The sequence below is a fragment of the Cytobacillus sp. genome (genome assembly GCF_032154635.1).
Lineage (GTDB): Bacteria > Bacillota > Bacilli > Bacillales > Cytobacillaceae > Cytobacillus.
Window position 1 is genome coordinate 1 of the sequence record NZ_JALDXW010000011.1, and the last position, 17085, is coordinate 17085.

The 17085-nt window shown below is 35.3% G+C and carries 17 protein-coding genes; 5 read left to right on the forward strand and 12 right to left on the reverse strand.

Going from position 1 to position 17085, the window contains the following annotated elements; all coding sequences use genetic code 11:
* The 8 genes from RUH74_RS09635 to RUH74_RS09670 form a co-directional block, all read right to left on the reverse strand.
* On the reverse strand, positions 1-418 hold a 418-nt coding region (locus RUH74_RS09635), incomplete at its 3' end, for an EamA family transporter (RefSeq protein ID WP_313800088.1).
* Positions 419-451: 33 nt separating this feature from the next.
* A complete protein-coding gene (locus RUH74_RS09640) occupies positions 452-1426 on the reverse strand; it encodes a bile acid:sodium symporter family protein (RefSeq protein ID WP_313800089.1) in 975 nt (324 codons plus the stop codon).
* A gap of 73 nt (positions 1427-1499) precedes the next feature.
* Positions 1500-1976, reverse strand: coding sequence for an SRPBCC family protein (locus tag RUH74_RS09645; protein WP_313800090.1), 477 nt, complete (start codon positions 1974-1976; stop codon positions 1500-1502).
* A gap of 69 nt (positions 1977-2045) precedes the next feature.
* Positions 2046-3926, reverse strand: coding sequence for a molecular chaperone HtpG (gene htpG / locus RUH74_RS09650; protein ID WP_313800091.1), 1881 nt, complete (start codon positions 3924-3926; stop codon positions 2046-2048).
* 203 nt (positions 3927-4129) lie between these two features.
* Positions 4130-4741 carry a TetR/AcrR family transcriptional regulator gene (locus tag RUH74_RS09655; RefSeq protein WP_313800092.1) on the reverse strand — a complete coding sequence of 204 codons (612 nt, stop codon included), beginning with the start codon at positions 4739-4741 and terminating at the stop codon, positions 4130-4132.
* Between the two features lie 26 nt (positions 4742-4767).
* Complete coding sequence (locus RUH74_RS09660; protein WP_313800093.1) at positions 4768-5523, reverse strand: GTP pyrophosphokinase; 756 nt, start codon at positions 5521-5523, stop codon at positions 4768-4770.
* Positions 5524-5544: 21 nt separating this feature from the next.
* Positions 5545-5673, reverse strand: a complete 129-nt coding sequence (locus RUH74_RS09665) for a hypothetical protein (RefSeq protein WP_313800094.1) — start codon at positions 5671-5673, stop codon at positions 5545-5547.
* 365 nt (positions 5674-6038) lie between these two features.
* Entirely contained in the window at positions 6039-7016 is a 978-nt protein-coding gene (locus RUH74_RS09670; protein ID WP_313800095.1) for a ring-cleaving dioxygenase, read from the reverse strand.
* A 185-nt stretch (positions 7017-7201) separates the two neighbouring features.
* Between RUH74_RS09670 and RUH74_RS09675 the strand changes: the two genes are divergently transcribed.
* The 4 genes from RUH74_RS09675 to RUH74_RS09690 all read left to right on the forward strand — a co-directional run bounded on the left by RUH74_RS09675 (position 7202) and on the right by RUH74_RS09690 (position 11689).
* On the forward strand, positions 7202-7897 hold the full coding sequence (locus RUH74_RS09675; RefSeq protein WP_313800096.1) for a response regulator transcription factor: 696 nt from the start codon (positions 7202-7204) through the stop codon (positions 7895-7897).
* Positions 7890-8894 carry a sensor histidine kinase gene (locus tag RUH74_RS09680; protein WP_313800097.1) on the forward strand — a complete coding sequence of 335 codons (1005 nt, stop codon included), beginning with the start codon at positions 7890-7892 and terminating at the stop codon, positions 8892-8894. The genes RUH74_RS09675 and RUH74_RS09680 overlap by 8 nt, the downstream gene beginning before the upstream one ends.
* A 103-nt stretch (positions 8895-8997) precedes the next feature.
* Positions 8998-9759 (forward strand): ABC transporter ATP-binding protein, encoded by a 762-nt coding sequence (locus tag RUH74_RS09685; protein WP_313800098.1) that lies wholly within the window; start codon positions 8998-9000, stop codon positions 9757-9759.
* Entirely contained in the window at positions 9749-11689 is a 1941-nt protein-coding gene (locus tag RUH74_RS09690) for an FtsX-like permease family protein (RefSeq protein WP_313800099.1), read from the forward strand. Before RUH74_RS09685 ends, RUH74_RS09690 begins: the two co-directional genes overlap by 11 nt.
* Before the next feature lie 55 nt (positions 11690-11744).
* On the opposite strand, the gene RUH74_RS09695 is transcribed toward RUH74_RS09690, so the two are convergent.
* From RUH74_RS09695 to RUH74_RS09710, 4 genes are all read right to left on the reverse strand, one after another.
* Positions 11745-12908, reverse strand: a complete 1164-nt coding sequence (locus tag RUH74_RS09695; protein WP_313800100.1) for an aminotransferase — start codon at positions 12906-12908, stop codon at positions 11745-11747.
* A complete protein-coding gene (locus tag RUH74_RS09700) occupies positions 12908-13408 on the reverse strand; it encodes an Lrp/AsnC family transcriptional regulator (protein WP_313800101.1) in 501 nt (166 codons plus the stop codon). The genes RUH74_RS09695 and RUH74_RS09700 overlap by 1 nt, the downstream gene beginning before the upstream one ends.
* A 269-nt stretch (positions 13409-13677) precedes the next feature.
* Positions 13678-14637 (reverse strand): peptide-methionine (S)-S-oxide reductase MsrA, encoded by a 960-nt coding sequence (msrA, locus tag RUH74_RS09705; protein ID WP_313800102.1) that lies wholly within the window; start codon positions 14635-14637, stop codon positions 13678-13680.
* Positions 14638-14741: 104 nt separating this feature from the next.
* Positions 14742-15491 (reverse strand): glucose 1-dehydrogenase, encoded by a 750-nt coding sequence (locus RUH74_RS09710; RefSeq protein WP_313800103.1) that lies wholly within the window; start codon positions 15489-15491, stop codon positions 14742-14744.
* A gap of 664 nt (positions 15492-16155) precedes the next feature.
* On the opposite strand from RUH74_RS09710, the gene RUH74_RS09715 reads away from it, so the two are divergent.
* The gene (locus RUH74_RS09715) at positions 16156-17049 is read left to right on the forward strand and encodes a helix-turn-helix domain-containing protein (protein ID WP_313800104.1); all 894 of its coding nucleotides are present in this window, start codon (positions 16156-16158) and stop codon (positions 17047-17049) included.
* Positions 17050-17085: the final 36 nt, after the last annotated feature.

A 17085-nucleotide genomic window follows, 5' to 3' on the forward strand; every position in this document is an offset into this window, starting at 1 on the left:
GAAACACAATAAAAGATACACCCGCAAGCCCCGATACAATACCTATGACACGAATAACTGTTAATACATTTCCTAAAAAAATGACAGCCAAAATGGCTGTTAACAGCGGGCCAAGTCCAAGAATCAATCCACCGTTTGTTACAGAAGTCTGTGTGAGACCAGTTGATAAAAAGTATTGGTGTGCGACGACATTAAATAACCCACCAAAAAACACATAAAGGAATTCCTTTTTTGTCAGCAATCGAACTTTCTTAATCGAAAAAAGAAAAAGGAATACTGTCATTCCTGAAACAAAAATACGGAGAGCAGTCATTGTCACAGGCATGAAGTTTTCGACTAACACTTTAGTCGCTGTGACATTGAATCCCCAAGCAACCATTACTAAAAACAAAATGAAATATACCTGTTGTTTTTTCAATCAAGTCCACTTCTTTCCTTTAATACCATCTGCTTACATCGCTTGTGTTTGTTTTTCTTTTACCAAACTTGTTCGGTTAAAATGGCGGTCCATTATTAATCCATAAATGGAAGCCAATACTTGCTGAAAGAGCATACCAATAACAACTGGAACTGCAACCTGTGGAGGAAAGTAGGAAACAGCGATAACAGCACCGGCGCTAATATTCCTCATCCCGCCTGTAAAAGTTAGAGCAATAATTGTTTCTTTATCACACTTACACCATTTCCCCATCAAGAAGGAAAATAAATAACCAGAAAAGGCAATACAAAAAACGGTAATAGTAATAATGAATAGTTTAAGATTCACATCTTGTAAATGTGGAGCAACGACTGCCCCATTTAACAAAACCACTAAACCCATGCCAATCTTGGAAAATGGAGCTAACCGCGGGCTCCATACTTCCTTTGCCTTCCCCTTTGTCCATTGATTTAGAAACATACCAAGAAGAGATGGCAGAACAATCATCCCAATTAAGCCTTTCATCATGCTGAATACATCCATTTCTATTTTTTCACCGACTAGGATAGATAAAGTAAATGGCACGATCAATGGAGAAAGAAAAGTATCAATTAATATGATTGCTAGAGTAAAAGGAATGTTCCCACGGTAAATCGATACCCATATAAAGCTTGATATCCCTGTAGGTATAGCCATTGCTAAAATAAAACCAGTAATCGTAAATAAATCCCCGCTAAAAACAATATGGCCAACACCCCAAGCCCACGCTGGCATCAATATATGTAAAATAAATAGAACTAAGAACAAAGAAAATGGATGATTCAATGTTTGTTTCAGTGAGGAAAAATTGGAACTAAGACTGCCCGTAAATGTCATAAAGGCAAAAATCCATGGAATTAAATAAGAATAGTCTTTTAAAATACCGGCTAATAATACACCTAGTATCACACTAGTTGGCGTGATTAACGGCATCATTTTTTCTAGTTGTTTGTTTATTTTTTGTAACAAGATCTATTCTCCTCATCCTATTATTAGAACAATTCGATCCTTCCTGTTCCTGGAAAAATTGTTTATTAGGAAACTACTGTAATACAGCTAATGCCTTCACATAATGCTCATACCACTTTTGCCATTTTGCTTTTCTCGAGCGGACTTCTTTTCCATCAAGCAGTCTCCCAATTACATCTAAACATACATGCCATCCAGCAAGATCTCTTGGAGTATGGTCGGTGAGTTTATTAATTTTTTCGATTAAGACTAATTTGCATCCTTCAGATTCTTCTGCCAATTCAAAACGGACGATGGCCTCACCCCATGTGTATTCTAAAACAGCTTCTTCTGTTAACTCAAGAATTTCCATCTTTTCAAACGTGCCATCACCCATATCAAACTTAATATATCCACCTTTACGGAGTTCATCTACCTTTAACTCTGAAAACCAGGTAGTCAATTTTTCATTTTCAGTCAGCATCGCCCAAACTTGATTAACTCCATAGTTGAGACGACGTTCAAATATGGCATGATAACCGCATTCGACACTTTCTATAACTGCCTGCATAATTAAATACCTCCCAACTATAATATAACAGCCCTACTTCATTCAAATAGTAGGGCTGACTTTTATATATTATACCATTACCTTGCAAATATCATTTGTAAATTCAACTGGATCCTGAATTGGCAGGCCTTCAATAAGGAGTGCTTGATTATAAAGAAGATTGGTATATAGGCTTAATTTTTCTTTATCCTGTACAAAAGCATCCTTCAACGACTTAAATACATCATGATTTAAATTAATTTCTAACACTTTATCTGCCTTGACATTTTGATTATCAGGCATCATATTTAACACTTTTTCCATTTCAATCGTTACTTCCCCATCTGCTGATAAGCAAACAGGATGCGATTTCAACCGTTTTGAAGCTCTTACTTCCTTGACTTTATCTGCCAAAATGTCTTTCATTGCTTCAAAGAGCTCCTTATTTTCCTCTTTCTGCTTATCATCATTTTTATCATTTTCATGCGCTTCAATGCCTAAATCACCGCTAGAAACAGATTTAAATTCCTTCTCTTTATACGTCATCAGCATTTTGATGGCAAACTCATCGATATCCTCAGTGAAATATAAGATTTCATATCCTTTATCAGCAACGATCTCCGTCTGTGGAAGCTTATCAATTCTATCAATAGAATCGCCTGAAGCATAGTAAATAAATTTTTGATCCTCAGGCATTCTAGAAACATATTCATCGAGCGTTACCATTTTCTTTTCTTTTGATGAATAAAACATGATTAAATCCTGCAGCATCTCTTTGTTACTGCCGAAATCACTGTATACGCCAAATTTCAATTGGCGGCCAAAGGATTTATAGAATTCATCATATTTTTCACGATCATTTTTCAAGAGACTTTGAAGCTCACTTTTGATTTTCTTGCTGATATTTTTAGCAATTAGCTTTAACTGGCGATCATGCTGAAGGATTTCCCTTGAGATATTGAGAGAAAGGTCCTCGGAATCAACCATCCCTTTGACAAAGCTGAAATAATCAGGGAGTAAATCTGCGCACTTGTTCATTATTAAAACGCCATTTGAATAGAGCTCTAATCCTTTTTCATATTCCTTAGAATAATAATCGAAAGGAATTTTCTCCGGGATAAATAGAATCGCATTATAGCGAATCGTTCCATCGACACTTACATGAATATGCTTTAATGGCTTATCAAATCCATAGCGTTTTTCCATGTAAAATTTCTCGTAATCCTCATCAGTCAGTTCATTTTTGTTTTTTCGCCATATTGGCACCATACTGTTGATCGTTTGTTCTTCCACATACTCTTCAAATTCATTCTCACTGCCTTCTTTTGGACGGCTGCTGCTCATATCCATCTTGATCGGGTAGCGAATGAAATCGGAGTATTTCTTGATGATAGATTTTAATGAATATTGTTCTAAATACTCATCATAATTGTCATCCTCCGTGTTTTCTTTAATTTTTAGAATAATTTCTGTTCCAACTGTATCTTTTTGAACAGGCTCGATTGAGTAGCCATCTGCTCCTTCTGATTCCCATTTGTAAGCCTCGTCGCTTCCTTGAGCCTTACTAATTACAGTTACAACATCTGCAACCATGAATGCTGCATAAAAGCCAACACCAAATTGACCAATAATATCGTGACCGTCTTTTATTTCATTCTCCGTCTTAAAAGCAAGAGAGCCGCTCTTCGCAATGACACCGAGATTGTTTTCCAGCTCCTCTTTTGTCATTCCTATACCAGTATCAATAATTTTCAATGTCCGTGATTCTTTATCAGGAACTACCTTTATGTAGTAGCTATCCTTTTCAAAGGTTAACTGGTCATCTGTTAATGCCTTATAATAAATTTTATCAATTGCATCACTTGCATTTGAAATCAGCTCACGTAAAAATACTTCTTTTTGAGAATAAATGGAGTTGATCATCATCTCTAATAATCTTTTAGATTCCGCTTGAAATTGCTTTTTTTCCATTAAAAGTGCTCCTTTCATGTCAATTCACGATTTTAGCACTCTGGTACTCAGAGTGCTAAAACCTATCATTTATTAAATACCATATCCTATTTTTCGAGTCAATATTTTCTTCCTTTACATGGGAGCTGTTTCTTATTCAACAAGGAAATGAGACTCTTCTTTATCTTCTTGATCGACTGTTAAGCTAAAATTATTATTTTGAGTCAAGCAGGACCCCGATAAAGCCCCTTCTTCAATAAATTCATTTCTATTAAATACGTATTCATTGCTTCTTCAATCGTCAAATCCCGAGCAAATTTATCGACAAAACTTCGGAATGTTACTGCCGCAATAATTTGCAAAACATAAAACAATTCATTCTCATCTGATATGTTTAATAAAGTCTTATCTATTAATGAACTAAATTTCTCAAAGCTTTCATTTTTCTCATTCGCACTAAAGCTCCTTGAAAAAGCTTTTTCGATTCGATGAGTCATATTTAAAAAGGTATTTTTTAAGAAATTAAAATTTTCTTCTTCAGAAATAATAATTCGAAAAAATTCAATCATTGTTTCGAATATATCTCCGTTATTTCTCGTTAATAAGTGGATAAAAATATATTTATGTTCTCTCGTTAATTCGTTTAATAAAAAGAAAAACGCGTCATCCTTGTCTTCGAAATATTGGTAAAAGCTGCCGCGCGGAATGCCAGCTTCTTTAATTATATTCGTAATCGAAGCATCGTATAAAGGCACCCTTGAGAATTCCTTCTTTGCTGCTTGGATTAACGTTTCCTTCTTATCTTCAGGTAAATTAAAAAACGTAATTTTTGGCATTTTTTGTTCGCTTCCTATCCTACAAATTATTCCATTAAATTAGCTCTTTTCATAATTGGTAATAAGAAGTCTGCAGGGAGACGAAATTTTTCATTATTGATTGATAATATATTCATGTCCTCTTCAAGACTCATAAGTTCCTTAATTTTATTCATCTCTTTATGGATACTCTCCATTTTTTTATCCAATTGAGTGGCAGTCATTGCAGCCTCAAGAAGATCATCTTTAATAGACTGAGGGACTTCTTTATTATACTTGTAATAAATTTTATGTTCTAAGCTTGCCCAGAAATCCATGGCAATTGTACGAATTTGAATTTCTACATTAATTTGATCCTCTCGATCGGACATGAAGATGGGAATTTGTAATATTAAATGTAAACTTTGATATCCATTAGGCTTAGGATTTGTTATATAATCCTTGCATTCAATAACCGTTATATCCTTTTGATTTTGGAGCATCCTGCTAATTTCATAAATATCAGATATAAAAGAACAGGTAATACGTATAGCTGCTATATCTCTAATATTTTCTCTAATCGATGGCAATGATAGTTCATACCCTTTTCTTTGAATCTTTTTTAAGATACTTTCAGGAGACTTAATCCTCGATTTCACATGTTCAATTGGATTATAGTCGTGAATATACTGGAATTCTTGTTTTAATATATCGATTTTCGTATTCATTTCATCTAATGCAAACTTGTATGACATCATGAAACGAATAAGTTCCGTCTTTAATGACTTTAATTGCTTTAAGTTACTAGATGCCTTATCTTCCATGTTTATCTCCTTTTCATTCAATTAACGACTTATAGCAGTAAGTGGTTTACCTATTGGTTTTTGAACAATTGCAGGTCTTTTACATAGTGAGACATTGACACCTTTTGATTTTAACTCACTGATAAGCTTTTTTAATTTTTCAATATCCATTGTTTAGTTCACTCCAATATGACATCTTGTCATCTTACTCTTTCATTCTAAATGACACCCTGTCATATGTCAACATTTTTTATGACACCTTGTCATCTTATGTCTTGCATTATTAATCCTTTATCTTATTTTGACACACCCTGTTGTTAGGGTAAACCTTACATATTACACTCTCTCGGGCAATGTCACAGCCTCTTGTTACCCCGTAGTCACACTTTCACTCTTCTCGGGCACATGTCGCTGCCTCTTGTTACCCCGTAGTCACTTTTTGCATCTCTTTCGGGCACATGTCATATTCTCTTTAACTGAGTCAAATATGTAAAAAAACCCTACTATACAAATAAATGCATAGTAAGGTTTCTAACTTAATCCTTCGTAAATTCAATCGTACTTCTAACCGTATCAATTGGTCGAACTAATTTTTCAATTTGCTCTCGTTTCGGTTCAAGAAATGGTGGCAATGACAGCTTCTCTCCTAATGTTTCATATGGTTCATCCCCCATAAATCCTGGACCATCAGTAGCAAATTCAAAAAGAATCTGTGGAGCTACTCTTGCATAAAGAGATGCGAAAAAGAAGCGATCAACAAAACCAGATGTTTGGAATCCGAAGTTCCCCATTCTTTTAATCCATTCGTCTAAAACAGTGCGGTCTTCCACACGGAATGCAGCATGATGCACGGTACCGAAGCCTTGTCTTGCTTGTGGGAGTATCGTATTGTATTCGACAATAACTTGTGCACCGTTGCCTCCTTCACCAACCTCAAACAAATGAACCGATCCATCTTGGTCAATTTCATTAAAGAGCAGCACCTTTTCCATCATTTCTTTGAAATAATCAAAGTTGGCTACTCGAATAAAGATGGGGCCTAAGCCTGTAATGGCATATTGGAGTGGAATCGGACCTTTTTGCCATGGAATCCCTGCGTCAACCCCTTTATTATTTTCATCGGATATGAGCTGATAGTGCTGGTCATCAAAATCAACAAAAGACAACGTCTGCTTGCCAAATTGTTCTTTTATTCCTGTATGCTTCACCTCTAGCCGTTCAAAGCGATTAACCCAGTAATCCAGTGCCGCATCACTTGGAACGCGGAAAGATGTTTTGTAAATTTCATTTGTTCCGTGAACACCCTTAGAGATCCCAGGGAAGTCAAAAAAAGTCATATCTGTACCAGCACTGCCTTTATCATCCGCAAAAAATAAATGATAGGTCTGTATATCATCTTGGTTAACAGTTTTCTTTACTAATCGCATTCCTAATACATAGGTAAAAAACTCATAATTTTTCTCTGCACTGCTTGTAATAGCTGTTACATGATGTATTCCCTTTAATCCATTCATTATCGATTCCTCCATATATAAAAAATGTACTTAATTTAGATATTTTGAATTCGAGATAAATATAACATGAAAAAACTTTTATGTAAAGTTACATTCTTATCATCCCCTATTCTTTCATTTCTAGCACATAAATAGATTTTCCTTTACAATCAATTTAGGTACTAAGAAAAAGTGTGGTGTATGCAATGTTTAAACTATTATTAATTGAAGACGATCGTACATTATTTAATGAAGTAAAAGAACGATTAACTGGGTGGTCATATGATGTATACGGTATTCATGATTTTAGTAAGGTGATTCAAGAATTTACATCTGTGGATCCGGATTTAGTGATTATTGATATTCAATTACCGAAATTCGATGGTTTTCATTGGTGCCGGATGATTCGGACACATTCAAACGTTCCTATTATATTTCTATCATCCCGTGATCATCCAACTGATATGGTCATGTCCATGCAGCTTGGGGCAGATGATTTTATTCAGAAGCCTTTTCATTTTGATGTGCTCGTTGCCAAGATACAGGCGATCCTCCGCCGTGTCTATAATTACAGTACGACAGCGAATAAATTAAAAACATGGTATGATGCGAAGATCGATTTTGAAAAAAATTCTGTAACAAATGACGCTGGGACAGTCGAATTGACAAAAAACGAATTTTTTATATTAAAAATGCTGATTGATAGGAAAAATCAAATTGTAAGCCGTGAGGAACTCATTACAAGCCTTTGGGATGATGAACGTTTTATTAGCGATAATACATTAACAGTTAATGTCAATCGCTTGCGAAAAAAGCTAGATGAAATTGGATTAGGCTGTTATATTGAAACGAAGGTCGGGCAAGGGTATATTGCGATAGAAGAGGACTATCAATATGATTAAAACCTATTTCAAAGAAAGGCAAAGCTGGATTCTCTTTTTTATAATAATCCAATTACTCGCACTCATCATTGGGTACATAGACTCGGAAGGCTCATTTCGATCCGTCCAGTATTATGTCTATTTATCAACAATTATTTTTGTTGTATTTATCTTTGTACGTTATCATAAGGAATCTCGCTTTTATAAAAGCTTAGAAGAACGAGATGATGATTTTGATATTTCAAGCATACCTGAGCCAGAAAGCCCTTTTGAATGGATCATTGAAAATAACATCACAAATCAAGTAAAGAGATTAAAAAATGAATCTGAACAAAATCTGTTGTTGCTTGAGCAAGAAAAGGATGACCTGCTGTCATGGATTCATGAGGTGAAAACACCGTTGACGGCAATGCATTTAATGATTGATCGTATGGAAGATAAAATGCTTAAATCTCAAATGACTTACGAATGGCTTCGGATTCATCTTTTACTGGATCAGCAGCTTCATCAGAAACGTATCCCCTTTATTAAAAATGATTTATTTATTGAACGTACAAATTTGGAGGACTTGATTTTCAAAGAAATCAAAACTTTACAATCGTGGTGTATGCAAAAAGGCATTGGATTTGACATTGATTTAGAAATAAAAGAAGTGATAAGCGATGCGAAATGGCTTAGTTTCATTATCCGTCAGCTGTTAACAAATGCAGTGAAATATAGTGGTTCATCTGATATTATCATCAAAAGCTATCTGCAGAATGAACAATCGATACTTGAAGTTAGAGACTTTGGTCGGGGAATCGACCAAAAGGACCTTTCTCGTATTTTTGATAAGGGATTTACTTCAACAACCAATCATCAAGATTCCTCCGCAACTGGTATGGGATTATATTTATCTAAAAAAGCAGCCGAATCACTGCATATACATATCGATGTCAAATCTAAGCTTGGTGCAGAAAGCACTTTCTCGCTATTTTTTCCGAAAAAAAATGATTTTGTAAACATAACAGGCATGTGACAAAATTGTCACATGCTATTATTTTTTGTTCGGACAATCGCAGGAAAAGCAAAAAGGAGAATTCTATAATAAAGATAGAATTTCACTATAAAAGGAGAAAAAAATGAATATACTTGATGCTAATAAGATTCATAAAAGCTATGGGAATAAATTTAACAAACAAGAGGTTTTAAAAGGGATAGATGTAAAAATCGACAAAGGAGAGTTTGTCAGTATTATGGGAGCATCCGGCTCAGGAAAAACTACCTTGCTGAATGTTCTTTCTTCTATTGATAAAGCAAGTTCAGGTTCAATAACCATCGAAGGAAAAGAAATGACCAGCATGAAGGAAAAACAGCTTGCTATATTTCGAAAGCACTATCTAGGATTTATCTTTCAAGATTATAATTTGCTTGATACGTTAACTGTAAAAGAAAATATCTTATTGCCGCTATCTATTCGAAAAATATCCAAAAAAGAAGCAGATAAAAAATTCAATGAGGTCGCTTCAGATTTAGGCATTCTAGAGTTAAAGGATAAGTATCCCAGTGAAATATCCGGTGGACAAAAGCAGCGTACTTCTGCCGCAAGAGCCTTTATCCATGAACCGAGCATTATTTTTGCTGATGAACCAACTGGTGCACTCGATTCTAAATCCGCGTCTGATTTATTAAACAAGCTAAGTGAATTGAATAGAAAGAGACAAGCAACCATTATTATGGTTACTCATGACCCAGTTGCAGCAAGCTATTGCAATCGTGTTATTTTTATCAAGGATGGGCAAATTTATACACAATTAAATAAAGGCGAAGAAACAAGGCAAACCTTCTTCAATGATATTATGAAAACGCAAGCAATACTTGGCGGGGTGCAAAATGAGCATTAATCACCTGATCATCCGCAATCTGAAGAAAAATCTAAAGAACTATTATCTCTATGTTTTCGCCCTAATTTTTAGTGTTGCCCTGTATTTCGCGTTTGTTACTTTACAATATGACCCAGCCATGGATGAAACAAAAAGTTCAATTAAGGGAGCTGCTGCCATCCGTGCTGCAACCGTATTGCTAATTGCGATTGTGTCAATTTTCCTTTTATATGCCAATAACATCTTTATTAAAAGACGCAGTAAAGAAGTCGGCTTATTTCAATTAATCGGGATGACAAAAGGAAAAATTTTCCGCATCCTTACTATAGAAAACCTTATTTTATATACTGGCTCATTAATTATCGGAATACTATTAGGTTTTTCTGTATCAAAATTTATTATCATGATTTTACTGAAAATCACAGGCATTGAAGGCATTGCATCCCTGCAATTTTCTCTAAAAGCGCTTGTCCAAACAATCATCGTATTTGTTGTGATCTATCTTCTCATCATGCTAATGAACTATCTTTTTATTAAAAGACAAACCATTCTCTCCTTGTTCAGAGTCACCTCAAAAACGGAAGGAAAGGTTAGAAAGCTATCCTTATTTGAAATGTTCATAGGCATCTTAGGGATTGCTTTAATTATCTTAGGTTACTATGTTTCTTCTAAGCTTTTTGGCGGAGATTTTACATCGATGGTCGAGCTGATGCTTGCCATGCTCTTTATTCTCGGATCTGTCATTATCGGGACATATCTGTTTTACAAAGGGTCTGTTAGTTTTATTTTCAATCTCATTCGAAAAAAGAAAGATGGCTATTTAAATATTAATGAAGTGCTATCCCTTTCAACTATTATGTTTAGAATGAGATCGAATGCTTTATTGCTTACTATCATTACAACAGTATCAGCACTTGCTATTGGTTTACTTTCATTAAGCTTTATATCCTATTACTCTGCTGAAAAAAGCGCTCAGAACAATGTTCCATCCCATTTTGCATTCACAAACGTGCAGGATTCGGAACAATTAAAAAAAGCTTTAGATGAAAATCATATCAAGTTCACGGAGAAAGCGATTGATGTCATCCAGATTGAAGCAAATATAAAGAATATAGCTGATTTTAATATGGAAGGGATGAATTTTAATCCTGATATCATGCAGATTCCCGTTGTAAGTGACAACGAAATTGAAGATTTAGATTTATCTTCAAATGAAACACTTTTTACTGGCTATAATGACTTGCTGAAAAAATTTATGACTTTAAAAGAATCTGGAGATATAACATTACTAGGGAAGTCTAAGAAAATCCCCCAAAAATTTATAGGCTTAAATAAAGAGTTTATTGTTCCCTATTATTTTACTGGCGGAGGCTTGCCTGTTGCTATTGTTGATGAATCTACTTTTGAACAATTGAAAACTGATACAAATCCTGAAATCCAAAAGGAATCCAATTTGTATATTGGCATAAATCTTACCAACGATGAAAACCTTAAAAAGGCAAATCACCTCTTCCAAGAAATGACTTTCATTGGTCAAGCTGAATCCCAATTAGATATGAGTACAAATCAAAAAATAACTATGGGACTCATCATGTTCATTGTTGGATTTTTAGGGTTAACATTCTTGATTACATCTGGCTGTATCCTTTATTTCAAGCAAATGGATGAAAGTGAAGATGAGAAACCAAATTATACAATCTTACGAAAGCTTGGATTTACCCGTGGAGATCTCTTAAAAGGAATTCAAGCAAAACAATTCTTTAATTTCGGCATTCCTCTTGTCATTGGATTAATGCACAGCTATTTTGCTGTTCAATCCGGGTGGTTTTTATTTGGCTCTGAAGTATGGGCACCAATGATCATTGTTATGGTTCTTTACACAGCTTTGTATTCCATATTTGGAGTCCTATCTGTTCTATATTCTAAAAAAGTAATCAAAGATGCTTTGTAATTAGATAAAAAGCGCTTGCTCCCTCTAACAATAGGGAGGCAAGCGCTTTTCAAGCTTAACTTATTTTTTCAATAAATCGCTTCATCCGTTTGACCGCTTCCTGCAGCTGCTCCATGGAGGTCGCATAGGAACAGCGAATATGTCCTTCCCCGCTAGCTCCAAAGACATTTCCTGGAACAACAGCCACACTCTCCTCTAGTAAAAGCCGTTCTGCAAACTCTTCAGAGCTTAGTCTTGTTGACTCAATTGATGGAAATGCATAAAATGCTCCGCCTGGTATATGGCACGTTAAACCCATATCATTGAAGGACTGGACAATATAATTGCGGCGTCTTCGGTAGCTTTTCACCATTTCATCTACATCTGAACGTCCATTTTGCAGTGCTTCAATTGCTGCAAATTGTGCCATTGTTGGTGCACACATAATGGCATATTGATGGATTTTTAGCATCGCCTGTGTGATCTCTTCAGGTGCACAAACAAATCCAAGTCGCCATCCTGTCATGGCAAAACCTTTTGAAAAACCAGAAATTAATATCGTTCTTTCTCTCATTCCATTTATTAATGCAAGACTTGTGTATTCCTCATCATAAACAAGCTCCGCATAGATTTCATCTGCAATGACAAGTAAGTCATATTTACCTGCTATCTCTGCAATATCCTCAAGTTCCTTTTTATTCAGCATCGATCCAGTTGGATTATTAGGCGAACAGAGCATAATGGCTTTCGTCTTCTCAGATATTACTTCTTCCAACTGTGAAGGCAATATTTTGAAGTCATTTTCCTTTAATGCCTGCACATGAACCGGAACACCGTCCGCCATTTCAACCATTGGTGAATATGAGACAAAGCATGGTTCAATAATAATAACTTCATCACCTGGATCTAGAATGGTCCGCATCGCGATATCAATCGCCTGACTGGCACCAACTGTAACAATTATTTCTGAACTAGGAGAATACGTCACATGGAAATACTTTTGCATATAACTAGCAATTTCATTCCTTAGCTCTAGCAAACCCGCATTTGCCGAGTAGGACGTATAGCCTTGTTCGATAGAGAGAATAGCTGCCTCTCTAACCGTCCAAGGGGTGACAAAATCAGGCTCACCTACTCCTAGTGAAACAACCCCTTTCATACCAGCAGCTAAATCAAAGAACCGGCGAATGCCCGAAGGTTTTAATGCTTGAGCTTTTTTAGATAAATAATTTCTCTTCATTATGGTGACACCACAATTCGTTTGTCATCATCATCTGATTCAAAAATGGTTCCATCATGCTTATATTTTTTCAATATAAAATGAGTAGTTGTTGAGATTACAGAATCAAGCGTTGATAGTTTCTGTGATACAAAATGGGCAACCTCATTCATGGTTTTCCCTTCAATTTCAACGGATAAATCATAGGCACCTGACATTAAATAAACAGACTTCACCTCTTTAAATCGGTAAATTCTTTCAGCAATTTCATCAAAGCCAACTCCACGTTTAGGTGTAACCTTAACATCAATCATTGCCGTTAAGCCTGAATGGTCTTCTACTTTCCCCCAATCGATCACTGACGTGTATTTTACTATTACCTTTTGTTCTTCCAGCTTTTTGATGATATCTTTTGTTTCCGGTAAGCTTAATTGGACCATTTTTGCTAGATCTTCCGTATGTATGCGCGCGTCTTTTTCTAGAATTTCAACAATTTCCAATTCTTTGTCTGTCAGCTTCATCGATGAACCTCCATATATCTAAAAAATACGTCTTATTATATCAAATACGAGTCGATTCGAATAGAAGCCTTTTCCATAGAATGACCGTTTCTTATTAATATTATTTTCATTTTTGAATGAGATATGATGAAAGCGGTTATTTATTGAGTGGCAAAGCAATATCAGCATTCGATGACTGTCATGTCTAATTTCCGCAATGCTTGTTTCCTCTGAATCAAAAATAGCGCTCATTCCCACCGAACAGGGGGACAAGCGCTTATAAGAATGATTTAATTTTCAAACAAACTTACATATTCACCATAGCCTTCTTCTTCGAGCTTTTCTTTTGGCACAAATCTAAGGGCAGCTGAGTTAATGCAATAACGATTATAAAAAGGACCTGGCCCATCATCAAATACATGGCCTAAGTGGGAGTCAGAAGTTTTTGAACGAACTTCAATACGGCGCATGCCATGTGACGTATCCAGCTTCTCTTCGATTTCTGAACTGCGCAGTGACTTAGTGAAGCTAGGCCATCCACAGCCAGCATCATATTTATCCTTTGAACTAAATAGTGGTTCTCCAGAGATGATATCTACATAAATTCCTTCTTCTGTATGATTCCAATATTCATTTCGAAAGGGAGGTTCTGTCGCATTATTTCTCGTCACTTCATATTGGATTTCAGTTAATTCTTTTCTTAGCCGATCATCGCTTTTCGTTTTTTTCCAGTTTTCACGAATGAAAGGTGCCCGTCCAGAACCTTCTTTGTAAAGATTATAGTGGAAAGCGTTCTTTTTATAATAATGCTGATGCTTTTCTTCCGCTCTGTAAAATGGGGAAGCAGGGAGAATTTCTGTAACAATCGGCTTCAAGAAACGTCCACTTGCCGCAAGCTCCTCTTTTGAAGCTCCAGCCATTTCTTTTTGTTCTTCATTATGGTAAAAAATCGCTGTTCGATAAGATAAACCACGATCATTAAACTGTCCGCCTGCATCTGTTGGATCAATTTGCTGCCAAAAAAGCTCCAGAAGCTTCTTATACGGAAAAATCGTTGGATCGAAGGTAATCTGAACTGCTTCATAATGCCCCGTTGTATCTGAACAAACTTCTTCATAGGTAGGATTTTCCGTATGCCCTCCTGTATAGCCAGAAATGACTTCCTTAATTCCTGGCTGCTCATCAAAGGGTGCAACCATACACCAAAAACAGCCGCCTGCAAAAGTTGCTTTTTCATATTGATTAGACACTTATATCCCGCTCCTTGATCAAAAAGTAATTTCTTAGTTAGTTATTTAAATGTATAATCTAAGATTACCACTATATTTAAAAGAAAAAAACTAAAGAAGCCGGTTTACTCCTCATAAATCATTTTTCGTGTCATCCCACCGTCTACAACAAGATTCACACCAGTTACAAAATCATTTTCTGCAGATGTTAAATAAAAGCAAGCTCTAGCAATATCCTCTGGCTTTCCAACACGCCCTGATGGATGCTGTTCATGATCAATTTTCCTTAAATCATTATAACTACCTGTTTCTATCCATCCTGGAGAAATTGCATTAACGGTGATTTTGTCATTCCCTAATGAAATAGCTAATGCATGTGTTAAAGCAATGATCCCCCCTTTTGAAGCCGCATAAGCCTCTGAATACGGTTCGGACATGAATGCACGAGTGGAAGCAAGATTTACGATCGATCCGCCATTTTTATTTTCTCTCATATACTTTGCCGCTTCTCTTGAACAAAGAAATACGCTGCGAAGATTTGTATTGAGGATCTCATCCCATTCATAAGCTGATAGTTCATACGGTGATTTCCATTTTGAAATGCCAGCATTATTTATCAGAATATCCACTTGTCCATACTTCTCCTTTGTTTTCATCATTAAACGTATGATTTCATCTTCTTTCCTAACATCCGTCTGAACAAAAAAGACGTTTCCATTATGGATTTTAATGTCTTCTACAATTTGCTTTCCCGCCCTCTCATCCACATCAGCAACCATTATTTTAGCCCCTTTTTTAGCGTAAGCGGCAGCCAGAACCTTTCCAATTCCATTTGCTGCTCCTGTAATGACAACCACTTTATCCTTGAAATCCATTTCAACTTCCCCTTTCCCACTAATATTCATTCATTATTGCATTTTTAGAAAAAAAAGAAAAAGCACCCATTTGATGAATGAGCACTTTCTTTTATTTCTATTACTCTATTAATTTAATATCTGAGATAGAAACCAATTCAACATTACAAAGATGGTTGACATCTTTAATTTCCACAAATCCCGATTCATATATATGAACAATAATATAAATATCTTCATTATATTTTACCTTATTGCCTAAGAACACAAAATCATCCCCACCTTTAAAAGGATGCCCCATAACTAGAACTTTTTTATTCCCCTAACTTTTTCGGCAGATAACTTTTTTGTTAAAAAAGTTAATATCCAAAGCAGCAGCTGCTTTGGATATTTTACTGAATAAATATTAATGTTCGAACGGTAAGCCTACCTCACCGGAAGCAGCGTTTGCTGTTGGAACGGATACACCAACCTGTGCAAACAAAATTCCTGCTAATAATAGAACTGCAACTACTTTTTTCATTTTTCATCACCCTATCCTTTTAATTTATAATTGTATTTTAAAAGATTTCATATTTTGTTGCGTTCTCGATTCTAAGCTGTTTAATGGGGTATGATATAATAATAGTTGGAAATAATAGTCTTTTCTAAAAAAATATAAAAATTTTTATATAATGGTGAGAAAATGATCGTTTTGAATGCTAAAGCATTAGGTGAAGAAATTAAAAGATTGAGAAAGACGAATAATCTTTCACAGGCACAGCTTGCAGAAGGGATTTGCACACAAGCAACCATTAGCGGCATTGAAGCTGGGAGAGGGTATCCAAGTGTAGATATATTATACATATTATCCATTCGATTAAAAGTAAGCTTAGACTATTTTTTTAAAATATTATTAAATGATGCGCAAGGCTACATTCAAGACACTGAACGAATGCTCGAAGATTTAATGAAAAAAAAGGACTACAAAGAGACATTTGAAATTACTACAAACGAATTAAAACAATCTACTAGAAATTTAGGCTACAAATTTGATCAACTAATTAAATGGGTAAACATCATATCTAGTTATTATTTAAAAAAAGTAGATTGGCAAAAGGCAGTATCCATGCTTGAAAATCTATTAGACAGCAGCCATCCCCTGTTTGGCCAAGATTTTATAGACTTCAAAATCCAAAATAGCCTAGCAATTATTTATGCAGAAAATAAGATGTTTCAAAAAAGCTTGCAGCAATATAATACCATACTATCCTATCATGATTTTCTAAAACAGCATCATCGTTTTCAAATAAAAATTCATTATAACTTGGCGAAGCTATATTATTTACAACAAGATTATATCCATTCCCTTAAACATACTGATTTGGGAATCACATTATCTAATCAAAATGAAGATATGTCAATGGTTGGTCAGCTTTATTTCCAACAAGGCATGTCCTTAGAAGAATTAAACGCTGATCCACAAAAAATTAGTGACGCATTTAAAACATCCCTATTTATATTTAAATTATTAGGTAGACAAGAATACGTCCGAATGGTTAATGAACAAAAAGGAGCATTTGTAAATGCAAATCAATAAGGGACAACGGTATTCATTGTCCCTCTCCTACAAAAT